The organism is Acuticoccus kalidii, assembly GCF_021556395.1.
Lineage (GTDB): Bacteria > Pseudomonadota > Alphaproteobacteria > Rhizobiales > Amorphaceae > Acuticoccus > Acuticoccus kalidii.
The window spans coordinates 438,439-456,405 of the sequence record NZ_JAKGCS010000006.1; the positions used below are offsets into that span (position 1 = coordinate 438,439).

The window sequence follows — 17,967 nt, forward strand, 5'->3', positions numbered from 1 at the left end:
CCTTCGCCGCCTCAGGGCATCGGAATGTCCTGCGCGGTCGGCACGCTATAGCCGCGCTTCACCGCATCGCGCGCGGCGATCGTGGTGTACCAGCGCTTGACGTTCGGGAAGGCGTTGAGGTCGATGCCGTGCCAGCCGAATCGTGCCGCCCATGGCCAGGTCGCGATGTCGGCGATCGAGTAGTCGCCGGCGATGAACTCCCGTCCGTCGAGGCGCTGGTCGAGCACGCCATAAAGGCGCTGGGTCTCCTTCAGGAAACGCTCTTCGGCATAGTCCGCCTTGCCGGGATTGAAGTGGTGGAAATGGTGCGTCTGGCCGAGCATCGGCCCGAATCCGGCCATCTGCCACATCAACCATTCGACCGTCCGCCAGTGAGCCTCGCCCTCCGCCGCAAAGAGTTTCCCGGTCTTCTGCGCGAGATACATCAGGATCGCGCCGGATTCCATGAGCTGAACGCCCGTATCGTTGTCGACGATAGCCGGGATTTTGTTGTTCGGTGCGACAGCAAGAAAGGACGGGTCGAACTGTTCATCCTTCGTGATGTTGATCGGGTGCGTGTTATACGGCAGGCCGACCTCTTCCAGCATGATGGACACTTTCTTGCCGTTCGGGGTGCCCCAAGTATAGAGTTCGATGCTCATGCGTGTCCTCACCGGGATTGGTTTCGTATTGGTGCAACACTAGAGCAGCCTGCGCGCGATCGAAATCGACCCGGCGAGAAAAAGGCGGTTCGCCGTGCCCGGACCGCCGCGTGGCGACGCGAGCGGGGGCGAACTTGATGCCATGGGTTGTGTGTCGCGCAAATTCGCATAACGTTCGGCACGACAAGAACACCATAAGGGAGGATCGAAACATGAAGACATCCGTCTGTGTGCTCACCGCCGTCGGTATCGCATTGGGCGCGGGAAGCGCGTCCGCGGAGACCATTCGTCTGATGACCGGCCCGCAGGGCGGCTCTTGGTATCCGCTCGGCGGCGCGATCCAGAATATCGTCGAAAATGGGGTCGACGGCGTGACGGTGCAGGTGCTGCCCGGCGCAGGCATCGCCAACGTGAAGGCGGTGCAGGCCGGCAAGGCGCAACTCGGCTTCGCGAATTCCGTGTCGACCGTGGACGCGATCAACGGCAACCCGCCCTTCGACGAGAAGGCCGACGACGTGTGCAACGTCGCGACGCTCTATCCGCAATATTTCCAGGTCATCGCGCTTGCCGATTCGGGCATCGAGACGCCCGCCGACCTCGGTGACAAGGCCGCCGCCGTCCAGCCCAAGGGCAACACCGGCGAGGCGATCACGCAGCATCTGTTGACCGCCGAGGGCCTCAGCTACGAGCAGCTTCCCCGCGTCAATCACGGCTCCTATTCCGACGCCGTGTCGCTGATGAAGGACGGCAATGCCGACTTCTTCACCCTCGGCACCACGGTGCCGTCCGGCGCGGTGATGGATCTTGCCAGCGCGCGCGACATCAAGGTCGTCCCGATCCCGGACGAGCTGCTCGCCAAGATGCAGGAGCTGAACGCCGGCTATAAGCGGATCATGATCAAGGCCGGCTCTTATCCGGGACAGGACGAAGACGTGCCGACCATCGGTTACGCGACGCACATCATCGCGAGCTGCTCGCTCGATCCGGATGTCGTCTACAACGTCCTGACGGCGATCAACGACAATATCGGCGACCTCACGGCGATCGCGAAGGCGATCGAGGGTTCGACGCCGACCGAGATGGGCCGCGATATCGGCGTGCCGATGCACGAGGGCGCCAAGCGCTTCTATAGCGAACACGGCGCGAGCTGACCCGTCCTCAACCCGGATTGCCGGCGCGTCCCTGACGCGCCGGCTGCCCAACGGTGATGCCTGTGAGCCTCTTCAAAAACCATTGGAGCGCGACCGCGATCGCCGGTGTGGCGCTCGCGATGTCCTGCTATCATCTGTACGTGGCCTTCTTCGGGCCGCCGGATGCGCAGATTTTCCGTGCCGTCCACCTGACATTCGTGTTGGTTCTGGCGTTCCTGATGCTGCCCGGCTACTGGGCGAAACCGGGGCCGCGCCGGCCGAATATCCTGGATATGGCGCTGCTCGCTCTGGCTTTTGCGTCCGCCGTCTATCCGATTGTCTACTACGACTATCTCGTCAATCGGATGTACTATGTCGACGAACTGACGACGCTGGACTTCATTTTTGGCTCGATGGCCGTTCTGATGATCCTGGAGGCGACGCGGCGCGCGGTCGGCTGGGCCTTGCCGGCGACCGCCGCGGCCTTCCTGTTTTACACGCTCGTCTGGCGCGGCTTCTCCCTCGAGATGACGCTCGATCAGCTCTATCTCACGACCGAAGGCATCTTCGGCATCCCGCTCAGCGTCTCGGCGACCTACATCGTCCTCTTCATCATCTTCGGCGCGCTGGTGGAACGGTCCGGCGCCGGGCGTCTCTTCATGGACTTCGCGATGAGCTTGACCGGCCATGCCGCCGGTGGCCCCGCGAAGGTCGCATGCGTGACGAGCGGCCTCTTCGGCTCCGTCTCCGGCTCGGCCGTCGCGAACGTGATGACGACGGGCGTCTTCACGATCCCGCTGATGCAGAAGATCGGCTATCGGCGCGGCTTCTCCGGCGCGGTCGAGGCCGTGGCGTCGACCGGCGGACAGATCATGCCGCCGATCATGGGCGCGGCCGCCTTCGTCATGGCCGAGTTTCTCGGCATCTCCTATCTGGAGGTCGCCGCCTTCGCACTCTTCCCGGCGATCCTTTATTATCTCGCCCTCTTCATGGCGGTGCATTTCGAGGCCAAGCGCACCGGAATGGTCGGCCTGCCGCGGAGCGAATTGCCGAAGCTCGGCGTCGTTCTCAAGGAGCGCGGCCACCTCTTCCTGCCGCTCGTCATCATCATCGGCGTTCTCCTCTACGGCTACAGCGCCCCGCTGTCGGCGCTCGCCGGCATCGTTTCGGTGATTCCGACGGCGCTGTTGCGCTCCACGACGCGCAAGGAGATCCGTCTCGACACGCTCGCCGATGCGCTGATCTCGGGCGCCAAGAACACCGTGCCGGTGGCGCTCGCCTGCGCCTGTGCGGGCATCGTGGTGGGAACGATCACGCTCACCAATCTCGGCACCGAGTTCACCCAGCTCGTCATCATGGTCTCGCAGGACTCGCTGGTTCTGGCGCTGGTGCTCACGATGATCGCCGGCATCATTCTCGGCATGGGGATGCCGACGACGCCGGCTTATATCGTGCAGGTGGCGCTGCTCGTTCCGGCGCTCGTGAAGCTCGGCGTCGTCACCGAAGCGGCGCATATGTTCGTCTTCTACTACGCGATCCTGTCGGCGATCACGCCGCCGGTCGCGATGGCGGTCTATGCGGCGAACGGGATCTCGCGCGCCGGCCTTTGGGAAACGGGCGTCGCCGCCCTGAAGCTCGGCGCGACGGGGTACATCATCCCGTTCATGTTCGTGTTTGGGCCGTCGATCCTCCTGATCGGCGAATGGCCGACGATCGTCTCGACGCTGGTGACGGCGACGGTCGGCGTCGTCTGCCTCGCGGCGGGGATGACAGGCTATCTGCTGACGAAGGCCGGCATGATCGAGCGGCTGTTGCTGGTCGCCGCGGCGCTCGTCCTCATCAAGCCGGGCCTTTGGACCGACGCCACCGGCATCGGTCTCCTCATCCTCGTGGTCGCGTGGCAGATCCTCGGCCGCCGATCGGCGGCGGTGAGCGAGGAGGCGGCCTAGGGCTCGGGCCGGCCGCCTCGATCGACAGAAAAACCGGAAACGGGCGCCTCATAAGGCGCCCGTTTTCAGTTGCGGCCGATGTGGATCGCGTCGGTGCGCCGCCGATCGCGCCGGGTGAAGGCGGCATCACGGATCGCGCCGAGGCGAGGCCGGATGAACCGTCGACCGAGGTGGTTCCGGCCCATGATGAAGCGGGCGGGCTCACCCGGACGGCCGCGGCGAGGCGGACCGGCCGCCGCCGTCAGCGGGGGCTTTCCACCGGCGGCAGCACATAGCGGGAGAAGAATTTCGCCTGCATGATCGAGAGCACGATCCGCAGGACGTGATGCGCCGTCACATAGACGACGCTGATCTCGAGCGACACGGCGACCAGCGACATCTCGGCCACCCCGCCCGGCGCGAAGGCGAGCGTCACCGCCTCCGTCTTCTGGCCGACCGCCCGATGCAAAGCGAGCGAGGCGAGGACGGCGAGAATCATCGTCATCAAGATGTTGGCGAAGGCGAGCTTGAGGGCGGTCACGAACGCCTTCGGCGCCATGCCCACGAAGCGCGTCCCGAGGCTGACGCCGACGACGAGCTGCGTCATCTCGACCGACCAGGCCGGTGGTATGACGTTCGTCCACCCCGACAGATGGGCGATCCCGCTGACGAGGATCGGCCCCGTGATGATGTAGGCCGGCAGCCGCAACAGTCGCCCGCCGAAGAAGCCGATCGCCCCGAGCGCGACGAGTTCGACGATATGGGAGAGCGTGACCGAATCGTCCCCGCGCACGAGGACCGCGCCGGCCGCGCTGCCCACCGAGCCGCCGCTCAGAATGGTGAAGGCGAGAGGGACGAGCATCACGCACAAAATCAGGCGCATGAACTGGAGCGCGCCCATCATGCGCACGTCGCCGCCGGCTTCCTCACCCATCGCGATCGCCTCGATCAGGCCGCCCGGTATCGAGGCATAATAGGCGGTGCGCGGCTCGATCCCGCCGAAGCGGCTATAGCCGATGAAGCCGAGCATGTGGACGGTCGGAATGAAAACGCAGAGCGCTAGCAGCGTCGGCCACCAGTTGATCGCCTCGCGCATGATCTCCGGCGTGAAGGCCGCGCCGATCGACAGACCGATGATTGGCATGAAGAACAGCCGGATCCACATCGGGAAGATCGGCGGGCGGCCCCGCGTGTGGAAGCCGAACACGGAGATGAAACCGACGAGGAAGACCGAGCCGGTCAACATCGGCAGCGGCGCGCCGATGAATTTCGCGGCAAAACCGCCAGCCGCCCCCACGGCGAAGGTCAAGGACCAGGCGAGGAGGTTGACGTTTTCTCCAGCGATGCGGAGAGGAGCCATGCTGAAAAGAGTTCCGGATAGACGCGGATCGGAACCGGCCCGATATGGGGCGCAAAAGCGAGCGTCTAATCTGACCGATCGGTTGATTTTATCGTGGAGCGCGAACCCCCTCAAGCAGAATATCGAGATAGTCGGCGATGACGGCGCGGATCGATTGCTTCCCGTTCGGGTCATGCCAGCGGGGAAGGGCGTTGAGTGCGCCGAAAAGAAGCCGCCCCACCGTCGCCGGATCGACCTTGCGGAAGGTTCCGTCGGCGACGCCCTCGGCGATGATCGCGCGCAGGAGGCTTTCCATCCTGTCGCGCGCGGCGATGACGGCGCGGGAGCGGTGGCTCGACTTCAGAAAGCGGAAAAGATCGGCCGAGACGATCCAGGCGCTGCGGTCGTCCTCGATGCGTTTCGCCGCCGCCATCATGAAGGCTTCGAGCTTGGCGAGTGGGGTGTGGGCGGCGTCGACCGCGGCGAGGGCGAGGGCATAGGTCTCCGCCGCGCGGGAGAGGACGACGGCCTCGTAGAGCGCTTCCTTCTCGCAGAAATGATAATGGATCGCCGCCTTCGTGACGCCGGCGGCGCTCGCAATGTCCTGCATCGAGGTTCGGTCGACGCCCTCGGCCGCGAAGAGGCGCGCGGCGATCGCGACGATCTCCTCCTTCCGACGCTCTCCTTTTCGCGATCGGCGCTGTCTGAGGGTCGCCATCGGCTGCTGGCCTCCTTGCGCAAGGCTGCCATGTTTGCTGATAAACTGATCGCTTGGAAAGTGATGCTAGTGTCGGTCGCCTGAAATAGACTGCCGATGAGTGCCGTCGCCACGCCTGACCGACGGCGCGCCCTGAAGGATTGTTGCTGATGTCTGAGCGGAAGGGCCGGATCGAGGACCTGCGCCTCGTCACCGGACGGGGACGTTTTACCGACGATGTGGCCGAGCCGGGGGCGCTGCATGTCGCCTTTCTGCGTTCGCCGCACGCCGCTGCCCGGATCGTGGCGATCGACGCGGCGGTGGCGATCGCGATGGACGGCGTTGTGGCCGTCCTCACCGGCGCGGACCTTGTCGCTGACGGGATCGGCCCGGTTCAGGCGCCGATGAAGCTCGAGGGGCCCGATGGGCGGACGTGGGAGGCGGTCGAGCGGCCGCTCCTCGCCACCGGTCATGCGCGCTTCGTCGGCGAACCCGTCGCGATGGTGGTGGCCGAGACGCGCGCCGCGGCGATGGACGCGGCGGAAATGATCGAGGTCGAGTTCGACGAGAGCGATGCCGTCGTCGACGTGGACACCGCGCTCGGCGAGGGTGCGCCGCGCGTCCACGAGACCCGTCCCGGCAATGTCGGCTACGAATGGGGGCGCGGCGACTGGGACGCGGTGGGCGATGTGATCGCAGCCTCGGCGCACCGCGTCGCGCTGCGGATCCCGGTGAGCCGCGTCAACGCCGCCGCGATGGAGCCGCGCAACGCGCTCGCCCGTCAGGAGGGCGAGACGCTGGTTCTTTATGCGAGCCATCAGGCGCCGCAGAATCTGAAATCGCTGCTCGTCGGGGCCTTCGGGATCGAAGCCGGGTCGTTGCGTGTCGTCGCCGGCGATGTCGGCGGGACGTTCGGCATGAAGGCCGGTCCGATGCGCGAGGAGATGCTGACGCTCTGGGCGGCGCGGCGGCTGGGGCGCGCGGTGCGCTGGCGTGCCGATCGGACCGACGATTTCCTCTCCGACGAAGGCGGGCGCGATGTCGTGATGGAGGTGGAGCTCGGGCTCGACGCGGGCGGCATCTTCACCGGCCAGCGCGTGCGGATGCTCCAGAATGTCGGCGCCTATGTGACCGGGCGGTCGCTGCCGCCGATCATGAATTTCGGTGGCATCGCGGGTGTCTATCGCACGCCGCACATCGCCGGCCGGGTGGTCGGCGTGATGACCCACACCGTGCCGATTGCGCCCTATCGCGGGGCGGGGCGGCCGGAGGCGACGCTCGCGATCGAGCGGGCGGTCGACGCGGCGGCGCGGCAGATCGGGATCGATCCGGTCACCTTGCGGCGCCAGAACCTCATTCCCCCCGAGGCGATGCCTTGGCGCTCGCCGTTCATCTTCGACTATGATGTCGGCGAGTTCGAGCGCGTGCTCGACGCGGGTCTCGAGCGCGGCGATGTCGCCGGGTTCGCCGCGCGGCGAGCCGACTCGGAAGCGCGGGGCAAGCTCCGCGGGATGGGCCTCGCGCTCTGCATCGAGGTTGCGGGCGGGCCTTACACCGCGCCGAGCACCGATTATGCCGACGTCACGCTCGACGCCGACGGGACCGTGACGGTCCTCGGCGGCGCCTTCAATGCCGGGCAGGGGCTCGAAACGGCGATGATCGATGTCGTGGCCGATGCGCTCGGGATCGGGCCGGATGATTTCCGCTATCGTCAGGGCGACACCGACGCCGTGCCGCGTGGCAAGGGGATGGGTGGCTCCTCGGGGATGATTGTGGCGGGTTCCGCCGCGCTCGACGCAGTCGACAAGGTGCTCGACCAGGCCAAGCGCTTTGCGGCCGACGAGCTCGAGGTCGCGCAGGACGATCTCGAATATGGCGCGGGGCGCTTCCGTATTGTTGGGACGGACCGGGCGGTCGACCTCAAGACGATCGCGGGCGTCGCGGCCGCCAAAGGGACGCCGCTCCACGGCGCGGGCGAGTTCAAGCCGAAATCGGCGACGTTCCCGAACGGCTGTCACATCTGTGAGGTCGAAGTCGACCCCGAGACGGGGTGCGTCGCGGTGCTGTCTTATCGCGCGATCGAGGACATCGGCCGTGTCCTCAACGAGCAGCTCGCCGAGGGGCAGATCCATGGCGGCGTCGCGCAGGGACTCGGCCAGGTTTTCATGGAGGCGATGCGGTTCGGCGGTGACGGCCAGGTCCTCAGCGCGAGCTATATGGACTATGCGGTGCCGCGGGCGGACGATCTGCCGGTGGTCGATTGCGGCTTCGCGGAGGTGGAGACGGAGCTCAATCCGTTGAAGGTGAAGGGCGTCGGCGAGGCGGGTTCGGTCGGCGGTCTTGCCGCCGGAATGAACGCGGTGTGCGACGCTTTGGCGAGCGCGGGCGTCACCGATTTCGCGATGCCGGCGAGCCCCGGCCGCATCTGGGAGGCGCTGCGGGCGGCGCGCTGAGGCGGCCGTGCGGCCGTTCGTGTGACGCCGTTCGTGTGACGCGGATGGAAGTGGCCTCCGGGAAAAGCCGGCGCTCGCGGCTCTGCGCAACCGGGCCTGGCGGCGTCCGATCTCGGAGCCGCGACGGGCGGCGTGCTGAGGGCGGGCGTGAGCGGCCGCTCACGCCTGCCTATCGACGCGGGGGTTTCACTTAAGGTGATGACTATCGAAACTATTCCGCTGACCGCTGACCGCTGACCGCTGACCGCTGACCGCTGACCGCTGACCGCTGACCGCTGACCGCTGACCGCTGACCGCTGACCGCTGACCCGATGTCGGGCGCGGGCAGCTCCTTGAAGGTTGCCGTGCCGACCTCACGCGTGGCGTATCGGTGCGGGTGTCCGGTTAAGCGGATCCTATCCGCGTCGTATCGCCAAAATCTCTGTGGGCGCCCGAGCGAAACTTCGCGCTGACAAGATCGGTGCGCGATCGGAAGGCTATCATCTCGCCGCTCGCCGCTCGCCGCTCGCCGCTCGCCGCTCGCCGCTCGCCGCTCGCCGCTCGCCGCTCGCCGCTCGCCGCTCGCCGCTCGCCGCTCGCCGCTCGCCGCTCGCCGCTCGCCGCTCGCCCTAACCCTTCGTCGCGATCAGGGGCGGGGTGGGCGGAGGTGGCAACCCGCGAACTCGATGGGGCCGGGCACGGAATGGCTCACGAGGATCCATTCCGTGGTCCGTGGCGTCTTCGCAAGGGCGTTGACCAACGGCGGGAAGGGCGTGAAACCCTCGGCCCGTCATGGTTCAATTCGTCGATCGGCTGACCGGGCGGGTCACCGCGAACGGAGCGTTCGAGGCGACGAGCGACAGGTTCGGCTGCGGGGCCGAGACGGGCGTCGGCGCGCTGATCTCGCAAGGCTGGCGCTCGCCGGTGAAGGCGTAGCCCGCGAAGCGTTTGGCGTCGATGACGTCATGGCCGAGGCGCTGACGCAGTTTTTTGCGCAGCTTGCTGATGTGCCCCTCGATCACCGTCTCGTCGACATTCTCGTTGAAGAGGCCGTAGATCGCGTTGAAGAGCTGGGTCTTCGTGATGCGACGGCGGCGGTTCTTGACGAGATATTCCAGGATCTGGCGTTCGCGCCGGGGAAGCTCGAGCGATCGGCCGTCGACCGTCGGATCGCGCGAGTCGAAATAGACGGTGAGACGGCCGAACTGGGCTTCCTCCCGCGCATCGCTCGATCGGCGCCAGATGGCGTGGGCGCGGGCGACGAGCTCACGGACGGGGGCGGGTTTCTTGACCACGTCGTCGACGCCGACATTGAAGAGGGCGAGCGTCTCGTCGAGGCCTTGCTCTTCCTTGAGGGCAATGATCGGCGTTTTCGCTCGGGTGCGGACGATCGTGGGAATGCCGAGCCGATCCGGCGCCTCTCCCACGATGACGGCTTGAATGGCGCGTATGTCGGTATCCGACAGGGAGTGGAGCCAGTCGGAAAAGTCTCGCCCTGAGAAGGTGCTGCAGGCGAGGCCTTCACGTTCGAATCCGGCCTTGTAGCCGTTGGCGACGACGTCGCGTGAATCAATCACGATGTACACGATCGGTTCCTTTCGATGCTACGCGCCGAGGGCGCGTGGCCGAGATGGCCGTTGCTTCGACGATGGGGCCCGTTGGCGTTGCGTTATCTCGTCGGCGCAGCGCCCCCCGATCGGTAGGACCAAACATAAACGATAGGTAAGCAATTGCAACCCATAATGCAACTTATAAGGGTTTATCGCTAAACCTTGCACCGGGATGGGCGGCACGGGGCGTGCCGCGCGCCGTAGGCCATCGCCGTCACAGGCCCGTATCGTATCGTCGGTCCGCCGACATCGGATCTCCGTGTGATCTCAGGCGGGTTGGAAGACCGATTCAATCTTCCCTTTCAGTGTTTGCGCATTGAACGGCTTCACGATGTAGTTGTTGACGCCGGCTTTCTTCGCCGCCACCACGTTTTCGGACTTCGCTTCGGCGGTCACCATAATGAACGGCAACTCCGCAAGAGCCGGATCCGCACGGACTTGCTTCAAGAGCTCGTATCCCGTCATCGGTTCCATGTTCCAATCGGAGATGACGAGGCCATACGTCTTAGCGCGTAGCTTTTCCAGGGCCTCTCCGCCGTCGGCGGCATCATCAACATCCTGAAAGCCGATTTGTCGGAGAAGGTTCTTGATGATCCGAATCATAGTCTTGTAATCGTCAACCACGAGAACAGGCATATTTAAGTCGAGAGACATTTCGTTCTCCGTATCTTTGCGGCGTCGGCAAAATCAGGTCTTGCGACGATGCAAAGTAGGAGAGGTCGCTTGCCTGAGCCTGCCTGGAAGTCTTGCGCGAGGCTCGGATGTAGGTGCCCTCCCTGATTGCGAAGACACGTTTTGCGTGTATGGTCTTGCCAAGCGTATGTGGATTGGAGCCGGCGAATGAAGGCGCGACGATTCCGAGTCGAAATCTCCGAAGCGAAACGGCTTGCTGAAAGTTCGCCGATGACGCAGCAGGTGGACTATATCCTCCAGGAACTGCACACGATGCGGGCGAAGGGCAGCGACAACGAACCCGTCACCACCGCGATCGCGATGTGGAGCGGTGTCGAGGACATTCAAAAGCGGATCGACGTCACGAAGACGGAAATTTCCGCCCTGCAAGCGCGCGGCGCCGACGATGTCTGCAAGAACAGAACCGCCGAAGAGCTTCGCGCCGTCGTCAGCGGCACCGAAATGGCGACGGATCAAATCCTCGCCGCCGCCGAAACGATCGACGGTATCGTGCAGCCGCTTTTGACCTGTAAGGACGAGACCACGCGCAAGAATGCGTCAGAGGTCGCCGATTGCGTCCTGCAGATCTTCGAGGCCTGCAATTTTCAGGACATTACTGGCCAGCGGATCACGAAGGTTCTCGATTCCCTTCAATTCATCGAGCAACGCATCGCGACGATGATCGACGTCTGGCGAACCACGCAAGAGCATCACGATACAGAGAAGAAAGAGAAGACCGATCGCGATCTTCTCAATGGTCCCGCGCTGGAAACCGATCACGGCGTGGTCAGCCAGGACGATGTCGACGCGCTTTTCAGTTAAGCGCGCGACCGGTCCTGATGTCCGGGTGGGCGACCTCTGCCCGCCGACCCGGAGCCGCCTGAACCGGCCACTGCGCCGCCGTCCTCCCACGGGTCGAGCCTTTTCTGCGCCCTAAGGTGAGCGGATCGATGCGGTCTCGTGCTCACTTTCGACCCGATGGGGGTCGCCCGGCGATCGTCGTCGCGTCTGCCGCCTTACTCTTCTGCCATTGCCTGCCGACACGCAAAACGCCCGGTCTTCCGAGAGAAGGCCGGGCGTTTTGCGTGCGGACGCTGTGTGTTTTGGTCGGGCCGCCGAAGCGTCCCTCGGGGCCCGGCGAGCGACGCCGGGCCTCGAGGGTCAGACGCGCAGGGTCCGGCCACCCGGACGCTGAACGTCGCCAACGGGATCGGGGAAGGCCCCCGCCGGGTGGCGATCGCGCCGTCCACCGGGCCGCGCATCCGAGCGGCCTTCAAAGCCGCCACTCGTCCCCGGGTCTCCCGCCGCCGACGCCGTTTCGATGCTCACGTCGACCTTGCCGTAGCCCGCGCGACGGATGAGGTCGACGAGTTCGGCCCGATCGTCCTGCAACCGTTGCGCGGTGTCGCGCATATTGGCCGACATCGTCACCTTGAGGCCGTAGGGCGTCAGGCGAAACGTCACCGACAATGTGCCGAGCGAGGCCGGCTGCAGTTGGATCTCGACCACACGGACGGGGCCGTCGGTGCGGGTCGGTTGGACCGTCGCCGGCTGCAGCATCGCCGAGGGACGCCCGTCGACCGGATTCGGCGCCTTGGGAATGGCCTCGAACGCCCGCTTGATCTGGTCGAGGACCGGCTCGTGACGGCTCGGCGGCGCGCGATCCGGCGCGTCCGGAACGGAGGTCTCGCGGCTCGACGCGGTCGATGTGGCTGGCGCGGTGACCTCCGGCTTCATGATGGGCGCGAAATGGGTTTCGCGGCGCACCACGCGGGGCGCATCCTCGCCCGTTGCGAGCGTGGTGTGGGTCGTGTGGGGGCGTCGGGTGAAGTCTCGCCCATGATCGCGTCCGTTCGGAGCCTGGATATCGCGGCGTTGCGGTTCCGGTGTGGCGACGAGGCGGGCGAGATCGGATGCCGTGAGGTTCGTCGCCACGGCGGTCTCGGTCGGCATGGGCGCGGCCGGGCGCAGCGTGGTGGGCTGATGGCGCGGGTCGGGTGCTGCGCGCGCATTGTCCGGAAGCGGGCGCTCGATTGTCTCTGCCACGGTCTTCGGCGGCGCGGCGAGGCGTGGCCCGTCGCTCATGGTAGCGGGGGTGATCGGCGCGGCCGATGCGGGGCGAAGGGCGCTCGGGCGGCGCGCCGGCCGAGGCGCGGCCTCCTCCACGGGGCGTTCGAGCGGTGAGGGTATGGGTCGCGTCGCGGCCGGCTGCGCGATCGTCGTGGCTGGGGGCTGAAGCGGCGCCTCGGTGAGCTGCGGCTTGGCGGTCACCTCGATATCGGGGCGAGGTGTGCGCGTTTCCCGCACGGGCTCATGCCGGTCGGGCTTGCCGCGCAGTGGGTCGACGATCGGCGCGCGGCTGGTCGGCGCAGGACGGCGCGGGTCGACCGTGGGGGCGTCGTCGGCCTTGCCCTCGCTCGTCGGCTTGATCCAATGCTGATGGGGTTCGGAGCGAACGCGTTCGCCAGCCACTGGCTGCGGTCGGACCTGTGGCTCCGGGATCCGCGCGCCTTCGGGTGGGCGCGCCCGCACCGGCCGATCCTGAGCCGGCGCGAGAAGGCGGGTGAGATCGCCGTTGCGGGGGTCGCTTTTGGCGCGCGGAGGCGCCTCGGCGCCCTTCACCGTCTCCGGCGGGACGCGTTGCGGAGTGGTGATCGGCTTCGCCCCGTCATCGACCGCGAACCCCATGGCGCGGTCTGCATTGCGCATGGCGGCGTCGAGCGCCGCGCGGAAGGCTCGATCACCTTTCCGCGTCGCGACGCCCGGATCGCGCGGGGGCGACGGAAGCGGGCTCTGCTCGGCTTGCACCCGGGTCATGGGCTGTTCTCCAACAAGGTGTCGACCTCGGCGAGAGCCGCGGCGACGCGCTGCTCCATGGCCGTGGCATTTGCAAATGGGCCGGTGTCAATCGGATCGGAGGGCGGCGCCGCATCGGCCGGTGCGGCGGCCGTCTCGATCGGTGTGGCGGAGGTCGTCGACGGCGCCGGAGGCGGGGCTTGGTTGTCGAGGGCTGCGAGTGCGACCGGCGGGGCCGGATCGGTTCGGTCCGGCGGAGGAAGGTCGCTCACCGTCGCGGACAGGCGCAGCGCCGCATCGAGGAGGGCACGGTCGTCGTCCGGAAGCTCCTCGTCGCGCAGCGTGTTCAAGGTGGTGAGCGCCGCGAGGAAATCAGTCGGATCCACGATCTGGGCGGCGGCCTCATAGAGGCGGCCGCGCCGGTGATCGAGGCTGTCCGGCACCGCCGTCTCCTGGACGCGCTGGGCGGCGATTTCGGCGGCGAGGCGGTTGCCGTTCTCGATCGCGGCGCGGGCGAGGAGGAGATAAAGCTCCTGCCGGCTCGCCACCGTCATCGGCTCGAGCATCGCCGCGAGCTGGTCGAAGGCCTCAGGCTCGTCGATGAAGCTCATCCGCGTCAGCGCGGCGGCGAGGCGTTGGCGGAAATTTCCGGCATAGACCGAGGTGTTGAACTTCCGCAGATAGCGGCTGACCATCCGCTCGAAGAGGTCGAGATCGTCCCGCTCGGCGGCGATGAGGACCGTGCGCCGGAGCGCCGCCTCCTCGACAAGGGTGCCGGGGCCGGTGACGCGCGCGCGGTCGAGAAGCGCTTGGGCCTCGAGGGGGTCGTCCGCGACCTCGAGTGCGGCGCGTGCGAGATACACCGCGCCGCGCACACTGTGGTCGAGGTCCTGCACGCGGAATTTCTCGAAGTGGCGCTTGGCGTCCTTGGACCGTCCTTCGACGAAGGCAAGCGCACCGGCGACCGCGGCGTCGTAAGGCGGCTCCAGCGTCTCCAGGTTGACGATGGTGCGGACGATGGTCGGGTTGCCGCCCGACAGGGCGTAGATCGCGAGGGCATTGCCGTTCGCCCGCTCCGCCCAGATCCGGGGCGGAACCGTGAGAAAGGTCTCTCCCAGGCGGCGCGAGAGGATCCGCTGCGCGGTCATCGCCTCGACCGACCCTCGCGCGATGTCGTCTTGCAGCGTCGAGAGCATTCGGACCAGGCGGTCGGGGCGCGGGCCATCATAAGCCACGATCTCCGCCGGGGGCTCGGTCTCGGCGTCGCCATGATTTGCCGCGCCGTGGGCGGCTTTGGCGGGTTCGGACGGCCCGTGCCCGTTGTCGGTGGATGCAGACGGCGCGTCCCCGTCACTGGTGGACGCAGACGGCGCGTGCCCGTCCGTGGCGGGCTCGGCGGACGCATGTCCGCCCGTTTCGGATGGGGCGGACGCGTGCCCATCTTGGGCGGCACGCTGGCTATGGTCCGCGTCGGCCGGCTGCGGCTTCGGGGCGTTATGCTCCGCCGGGGCGCCGTGTGCCTCGCCCGGCGACGTCTCCACGTGTTGCGACGCGGACGGCGCGGCCATCTCGGATGGTGGTGGTGCGACTTCGTCGGAGACGGGCGCGTCGCCGGAAGCCGGCGGGGTGGGCGTTGCCTCGGGGGGCGCGATGGAGCTTGCGTCGGCGGGCGGGCCGGACGGCATGGTTGCCGCGGTCTCGTCCGGCCGATCGGGTGCGGTCGCCACCTGTTGGCCGGCCTCGCCGTCCGCTTCGGCGACGATCGCAGGGGCGATCGTCACGGCCAACGCGGCGCGGCGCGGGTGGCGACGCGGAACGCCATCGGGGAGAGAGGCCGCCGCGACCGCCAGAGAGATGGTATCGGGCGGCGTTGCCGCTGCGGGGCGACGGTTTTCCGCGAGGCGGGGTGGTGCGTTGCCGGCCGCCGGAGCCGGCGCATCGACGGCGGCCTTGTCCGGCTTCGCCGTCGGGGGCGAGGCCGTGGCTTTGGGAGGATCCTGGCGCTCCCCGAGGGCGTCGAGCGCGCTACGGCGCGAGGCCGGCGGCAAGGGCGCGGCGCCGTCGTTCGCTTTGGTCGAATTGAAGGTCGGCTTGATCGAGAATTGCGCGTCGAACGCCGGAGCCGACTTGCGGCCTTGGCGTTTCGTGTCCTGCGAGGCGCCGAAGAGCTCGGACATGTCCGCGTTGGCGACCGCGATCGATGGGCCCGACAATGCGCGGTCGGCTGCGGTGAGGCGCGTGTCGTCCGTGCGGACGAACGGCGACCGCGCGGCCGGCCGGACCCGGCTCGGCCGAAGGGGCTCTGTCTCGATCCGGTCGGATCGGTCGGTGACGCTCGGGGGCAAAAGCCGCATTGGTCCGCTCGCCGGAGAGGGCTCCTGCGCATGGGCGCCGATGAGAGGCGCTGCCGCGAGGAGGGCGACGATCGCCGTCGCCTCGAGCAGGCGACGCGTCATGTCGAGGCCGCCGTTCATGGCGTATCTCCCGTCGGCTCATAAAGGATTTCGATACGCCGGTTCTCGTCCGCCAGCGGGTCTTCCGGGCGGGAGGGCTCGCGATCCGCGAGACCTTCGACACGGGCGATCCGGTCTTCCGGAACGCCGTTTTCGACGAGCGCGTCCTTCGTCGCGTGGGCGCGGGAGAAGGAGAGGACCCAGTTGTCCGATGTGCCGCCGCGAAACGGGCGCGCGTCGGTGTGACCGCGCACCACGATGCGACCATCGCGCGAAGCGAGGGCGCCGGCGACGCGGGCGAAAAGGTCGCTCGCTTCCGCCGTCGGGCTCGCCGAGCCGATGGGGAACATCGAGAAGGCGCTGTCGTCGGTGAGGGAGATGAGCACCTTGTCCTCGCCACCGGTTTCGTCGATGCCGACCTCGATGCCGGTCCCGGCGAGCGCATCACGGATCGCTTCAAGCGCATCGCTGGCGTCGGAGGGGATCGGCGCCGAGGGCGGGGGAGGCGGGCTCGCCACATCGCTCGCGTCGGTCTGCGCCGTGGCGCTCGGGGGCGACGTGGTGTTGGGCGTTCCGGTGCTGTCGTCGCCGAAGGCCGCGATGATCGCCTCGGCCATCGCCGAGCGCGGGCCGACAATGACGGGCTGCGCCGTCGTCGGGGCATCGGGCGGTGGGGCGGGCATCGGCGAGGATGTCGTGTTGGCGCTCGACGTGTTCGCCGTCGCATCGATCGTGTCGTTCGACTGATCGGTTTGGAACGGGCCGGGTTGCGGCGTGTCGGTCGGGCGCCTGTCGCGCACGTCGATGGTCGCATTCGGCGGGAGCTGGTCGGCGGCGTCGGCCGGGCCGGGGCGCAGCGTGCGGGCGACGCGGGGGGATGTCGTCTGCCAATAAGCGGGGTCGAACGGATCGCGCACGGATTCCGTCACCGCCGTCGTGCCGGTGGTGCCGAGCGTCGAATCCGGGACGTCGACCTGGACGGGGTCTTCGGGGTTCGCGTCCGAGGCGGCGGACGCCATCACGGCATAGGGGTCGTTGAAGCTCGCCCCGTCCGTCGCCTCCAGGATCCCGGCCGAATCCATCTTGTTGTCGTTGCCCTCTTCGGCGTTGCCGCCGGAGGCGATGCCGCCTTCGCCGGGACGATCGTTGCCGAGCGGGCGGGTGCCGGAGACCTCTCCCGATTCGTTGCCGCTCACCGGCGGCTCCGCGTCCTTCTGGATGTCCATGATGCCGCGCGCGTCGGTCGGCGAGGCCATGAGGTTCATCGGATTGAAGTAGTTCGCGATCGACTTCTTGATCTCTTCATCCGTCGCGTTGACGAGCCACATGATGAGGAAGAACGCCATCATCGCCGTCATGAAATCGGCGTGGGCGATCTTCCAGACGCCGCCTTTCTTGGCGTCGGCCACCTCCTCGACCCGTTTGAGGATGATGATCTCCTGCTTGTCAGACGACATCGCGCTCATGTCCCATGGCTTCCGCGAGGGTTTCGGCCCAGGCGCCAACCGTCGTGTCGAGCCGCGTATCGCCGACGGTGACGCTGAGTTCGATCGCGTCCGCTTCTGCGAACGCGACGCCCGATGATGCGCCCATGATCTTGCGCAGGGCCGCGATGAGATCCGGCGGTCCCTCGACGGTGAGCGACGGCGCATCCGCGCTCGCGCCGATCAGGTCGTCGAGGACGCTCGCGAAGCGGCGCACCGCGAGGTCGCGGATCGCCTGCTCGGCGATCGGCGCGAGGGCACGGCCGAACGCGTCGGAGAGCCTGGCGTGAAGGGCCTCGAACCCCGCCTCGAATTGGGTCGAGAGCGCGGCGGCCTCGTTCGTGCACCAGTCCTCCCGTGCGGTCTCGAGGGCCTTCGCCGCGGCGGCTTTCTCCTCGGCCCGCGCGGCCGCGACGGCGGCGGTGCGGGCTTTGTCGGCCTCCTTGCGCGCTTCGGCGACCGCGGAGGCGATTTGGTCCGCGACGGTGTTCGCCGTCTCGTCGAAGGAGGGGAAGGGCGATGCGCTGCGCCGGCGCGCGCCGCCGTCGATGGACGCGGCCGGTTCCGCCTCGCCGATGGCGGGTGCGGTCGCCGCCTGCGGTGTGAACGGGAGGACGCGCGCGACGGCCTGGGAGGTCGGCGCGGAAGCGGGGTCCGCCTCCGCGCGCTGGGCGAGAACCCGTGCGAGGATGCCGGGATCGAAGCGCTGGCCGTCCGTGCCGGCGGCGGGGCGGGCGGGCGCCCCTTCGCGCAGCGTCGGCAAGGTGTCAACGAAGCGGCGCATC

13 protein-coding genes are annotated in these 17,967 nt (G+C 67.5%); 4 read left to right on the forward strand and 9 right to left on the reverse strand.

Translation table 11 applies throughout. From position 1 onward, the window contains the following. Positions 1-11: 11 nt before the first annotated feature. Positions 12-641, reverse strand: coding sequence for a glutathione S-transferase N-terminal domain-containing protein (locus L1787_RS03330; RefSeq protein ID WP_235707071.1), 630 nt, complete (start codon positions 639-641; stop codon positions 12-14). A 212-nt stretch (positions 642-853) separates the two neighbouring features. Here L1787_RS03330 and L1787_RS03335 point away from each other — a divergent pair, with 212 nt between their 5' ends. Then, positions 854-1,792, forward strand: coding sequence for a TAXI family TRAP transporter solute-binding subunit (locus tag L1787_RS03335; protein ID WP_235707072.1), 939 nt, complete (start codon positions 854-856; stop codon positions 1,790-1,792). Positions 1,793-1,854: 62 nt separating this feature from the next. Beyond that, a complete protein-coding gene (locus L1787_RS03340) occupies positions 1,855-3,720 on the forward strand; it encodes a TRAP transporter permease (RefSeq protein WP_235707073.1) in 1,866 nt (621 codons plus the stop codon). A gap of 241 nt (positions 3,721-3,961) precedes the next feature. Here L1787_RS03340 and L1787_RS03345 read toward each other — a convergent pair whose 3' ends face one another. Together L1787_RS03345 and L1787_RS03350 are read right to left on the reverse strand one after the other, a co-directional pair. Beyond that, positions 3,962-5,059 (reverse strand): AbrB family transcriptional regulator, encoded by a 1,098-nt coding sequence (locus L1787_RS03345; protein WP_235707074.1) that lies wholly within the window; start codon positions 5,057-5,059, stop codon positions 3,962-3,964. Between the two features lie 88 nt (positions 5,060-5,147). After that, on the reverse strand, positions 5,148-5,756 hold the full coding sequence (locus tag L1787_RS03350) for a TetR/AcrR family transcriptional regulator (protein ID WP_235707075.1): 609 nt from the start codon (positions 5,754-5,756) through the stop codon (positions 5,148-5,150). Between the two features lie 149 nt (positions 5,757-5,905). Between L1787_RS03350 and L1787_RS03355 the strand changes: the two genes are divergently transcribed. After that, positions 5,906-8,188, forward strand: coding sequence for a xanthine dehydrogenase family protein molybdopterin-binding subunit (locus tag L1787_RS03355; RefSeq protein WP_235707076.1), 2,283 nt, complete (start codon positions 5,906-5,908; stop codon positions 8,186-8,188). Positions 8,189-8,964: 776 nt separating this feature from the next. Here L1787_RS03355 and L1787_RS03360 read toward each other — a convergent pair. Together L1787_RS03360 and L1787_RS03365 are read right to left on the reverse strand one after the other, a co-directional pair. Continuing rightward, positions 8,965-9,753, reverse strand: coding sequence for a response regulator transcription factor (locus L1787_RS03360; protein ID WP_369415052.1), 789 nt, complete (start codon positions 9,751-9,753; stop codon positions 8,965-8,967). Between the two features lie 291 nt (positions 9,754-10,044). Continuing rightward, entirely contained in the window at positions 10,045-10,431 is a 387-nt protein-coding gene (locus L1787_RS03365; protein ID WP_235707077.1) for a response regulator, read from the reverse strand. Between the two features lie 186 nt (positions 10,432-10,617). Between L1787_RS03365 and L1787_RS03370 the strand changes: the two genes are divergently transcribed. Next, a complete protein-coding gene (locus tag L1787_RS03370; protein WP_235707078.1) occupies positions 10,618-11,271 on the forward strand; it encodes a protein phosphatase CheZ in 654 nt (217 codons plus the stop codon). Positions 11,272-11,610: 339 nt separating this feature from the next. On the opposite strand, the gene fliK is transcribed toward L1787_RS03370, so the two are convergent. The 4 genes from fliK to L1787_RS03390 are packed head-to-tail and all read right to left on the reverse strand — an operon-like array spanning position 11,611 to position 17,966. Continuing rightward, the gene (gene fliK / locus L1787_RS03375) at positions 11,611-13,266 is read right to left on the reverse strand and encodes a flagellar hook-length control protein FliK (RefSeq protein WP_235707079.1); all 1,656 of its coding nucleotides are present in this window, start codon (positions 13,264-13,266) and stop codon (positions 11,611-11,613) included. Continuing rightward, positions 13,263-15,719 carry a MotC family chemotaxis protein gene (locus L1787_RS03380; protein WP_235707080.1) on the reverse strand — a complete coding sequence of 819 codons (2,457 nt, stop codon included), beginning with the start codon at positions 15,717-15,719 and terminating at the stop codon, positions 13,263-13,265. The genes fliK and L1787_RS03380 overlap by 4 nt, the downstream gene beginning before the upstream one ends. Next, positions 15,716-17,155: a flagellar motor protein MotB gene (locus tag L1787_RS03385; RefSeq protein ID WP_235707081.1), complete on the reverse strand. Its 1,440-nt coding sequence runs from the start codon at positions 17,153-17,155 to the stop codon at positions 15,716-15,718. Before L1787_RS03385 ends, L1787_RS03380 begins: the two co-directional genes overlap by 4 nt. After that, complete coding sequence (locus tag L1787_RS03390; RefSeq protein WP_235707082.1) at positions 17,145-17,966, reverse strand: hypothetical protein; 822 nt, start codon at positions 17,964-17,966, stop codon at positions 17,145-17,147. Before L1787_RS03390 ends, L1787_RS03385 begins: the two co-directional genes overlap by 11 nt. Position 17,967: the final 1 nt, after the last annotated feature.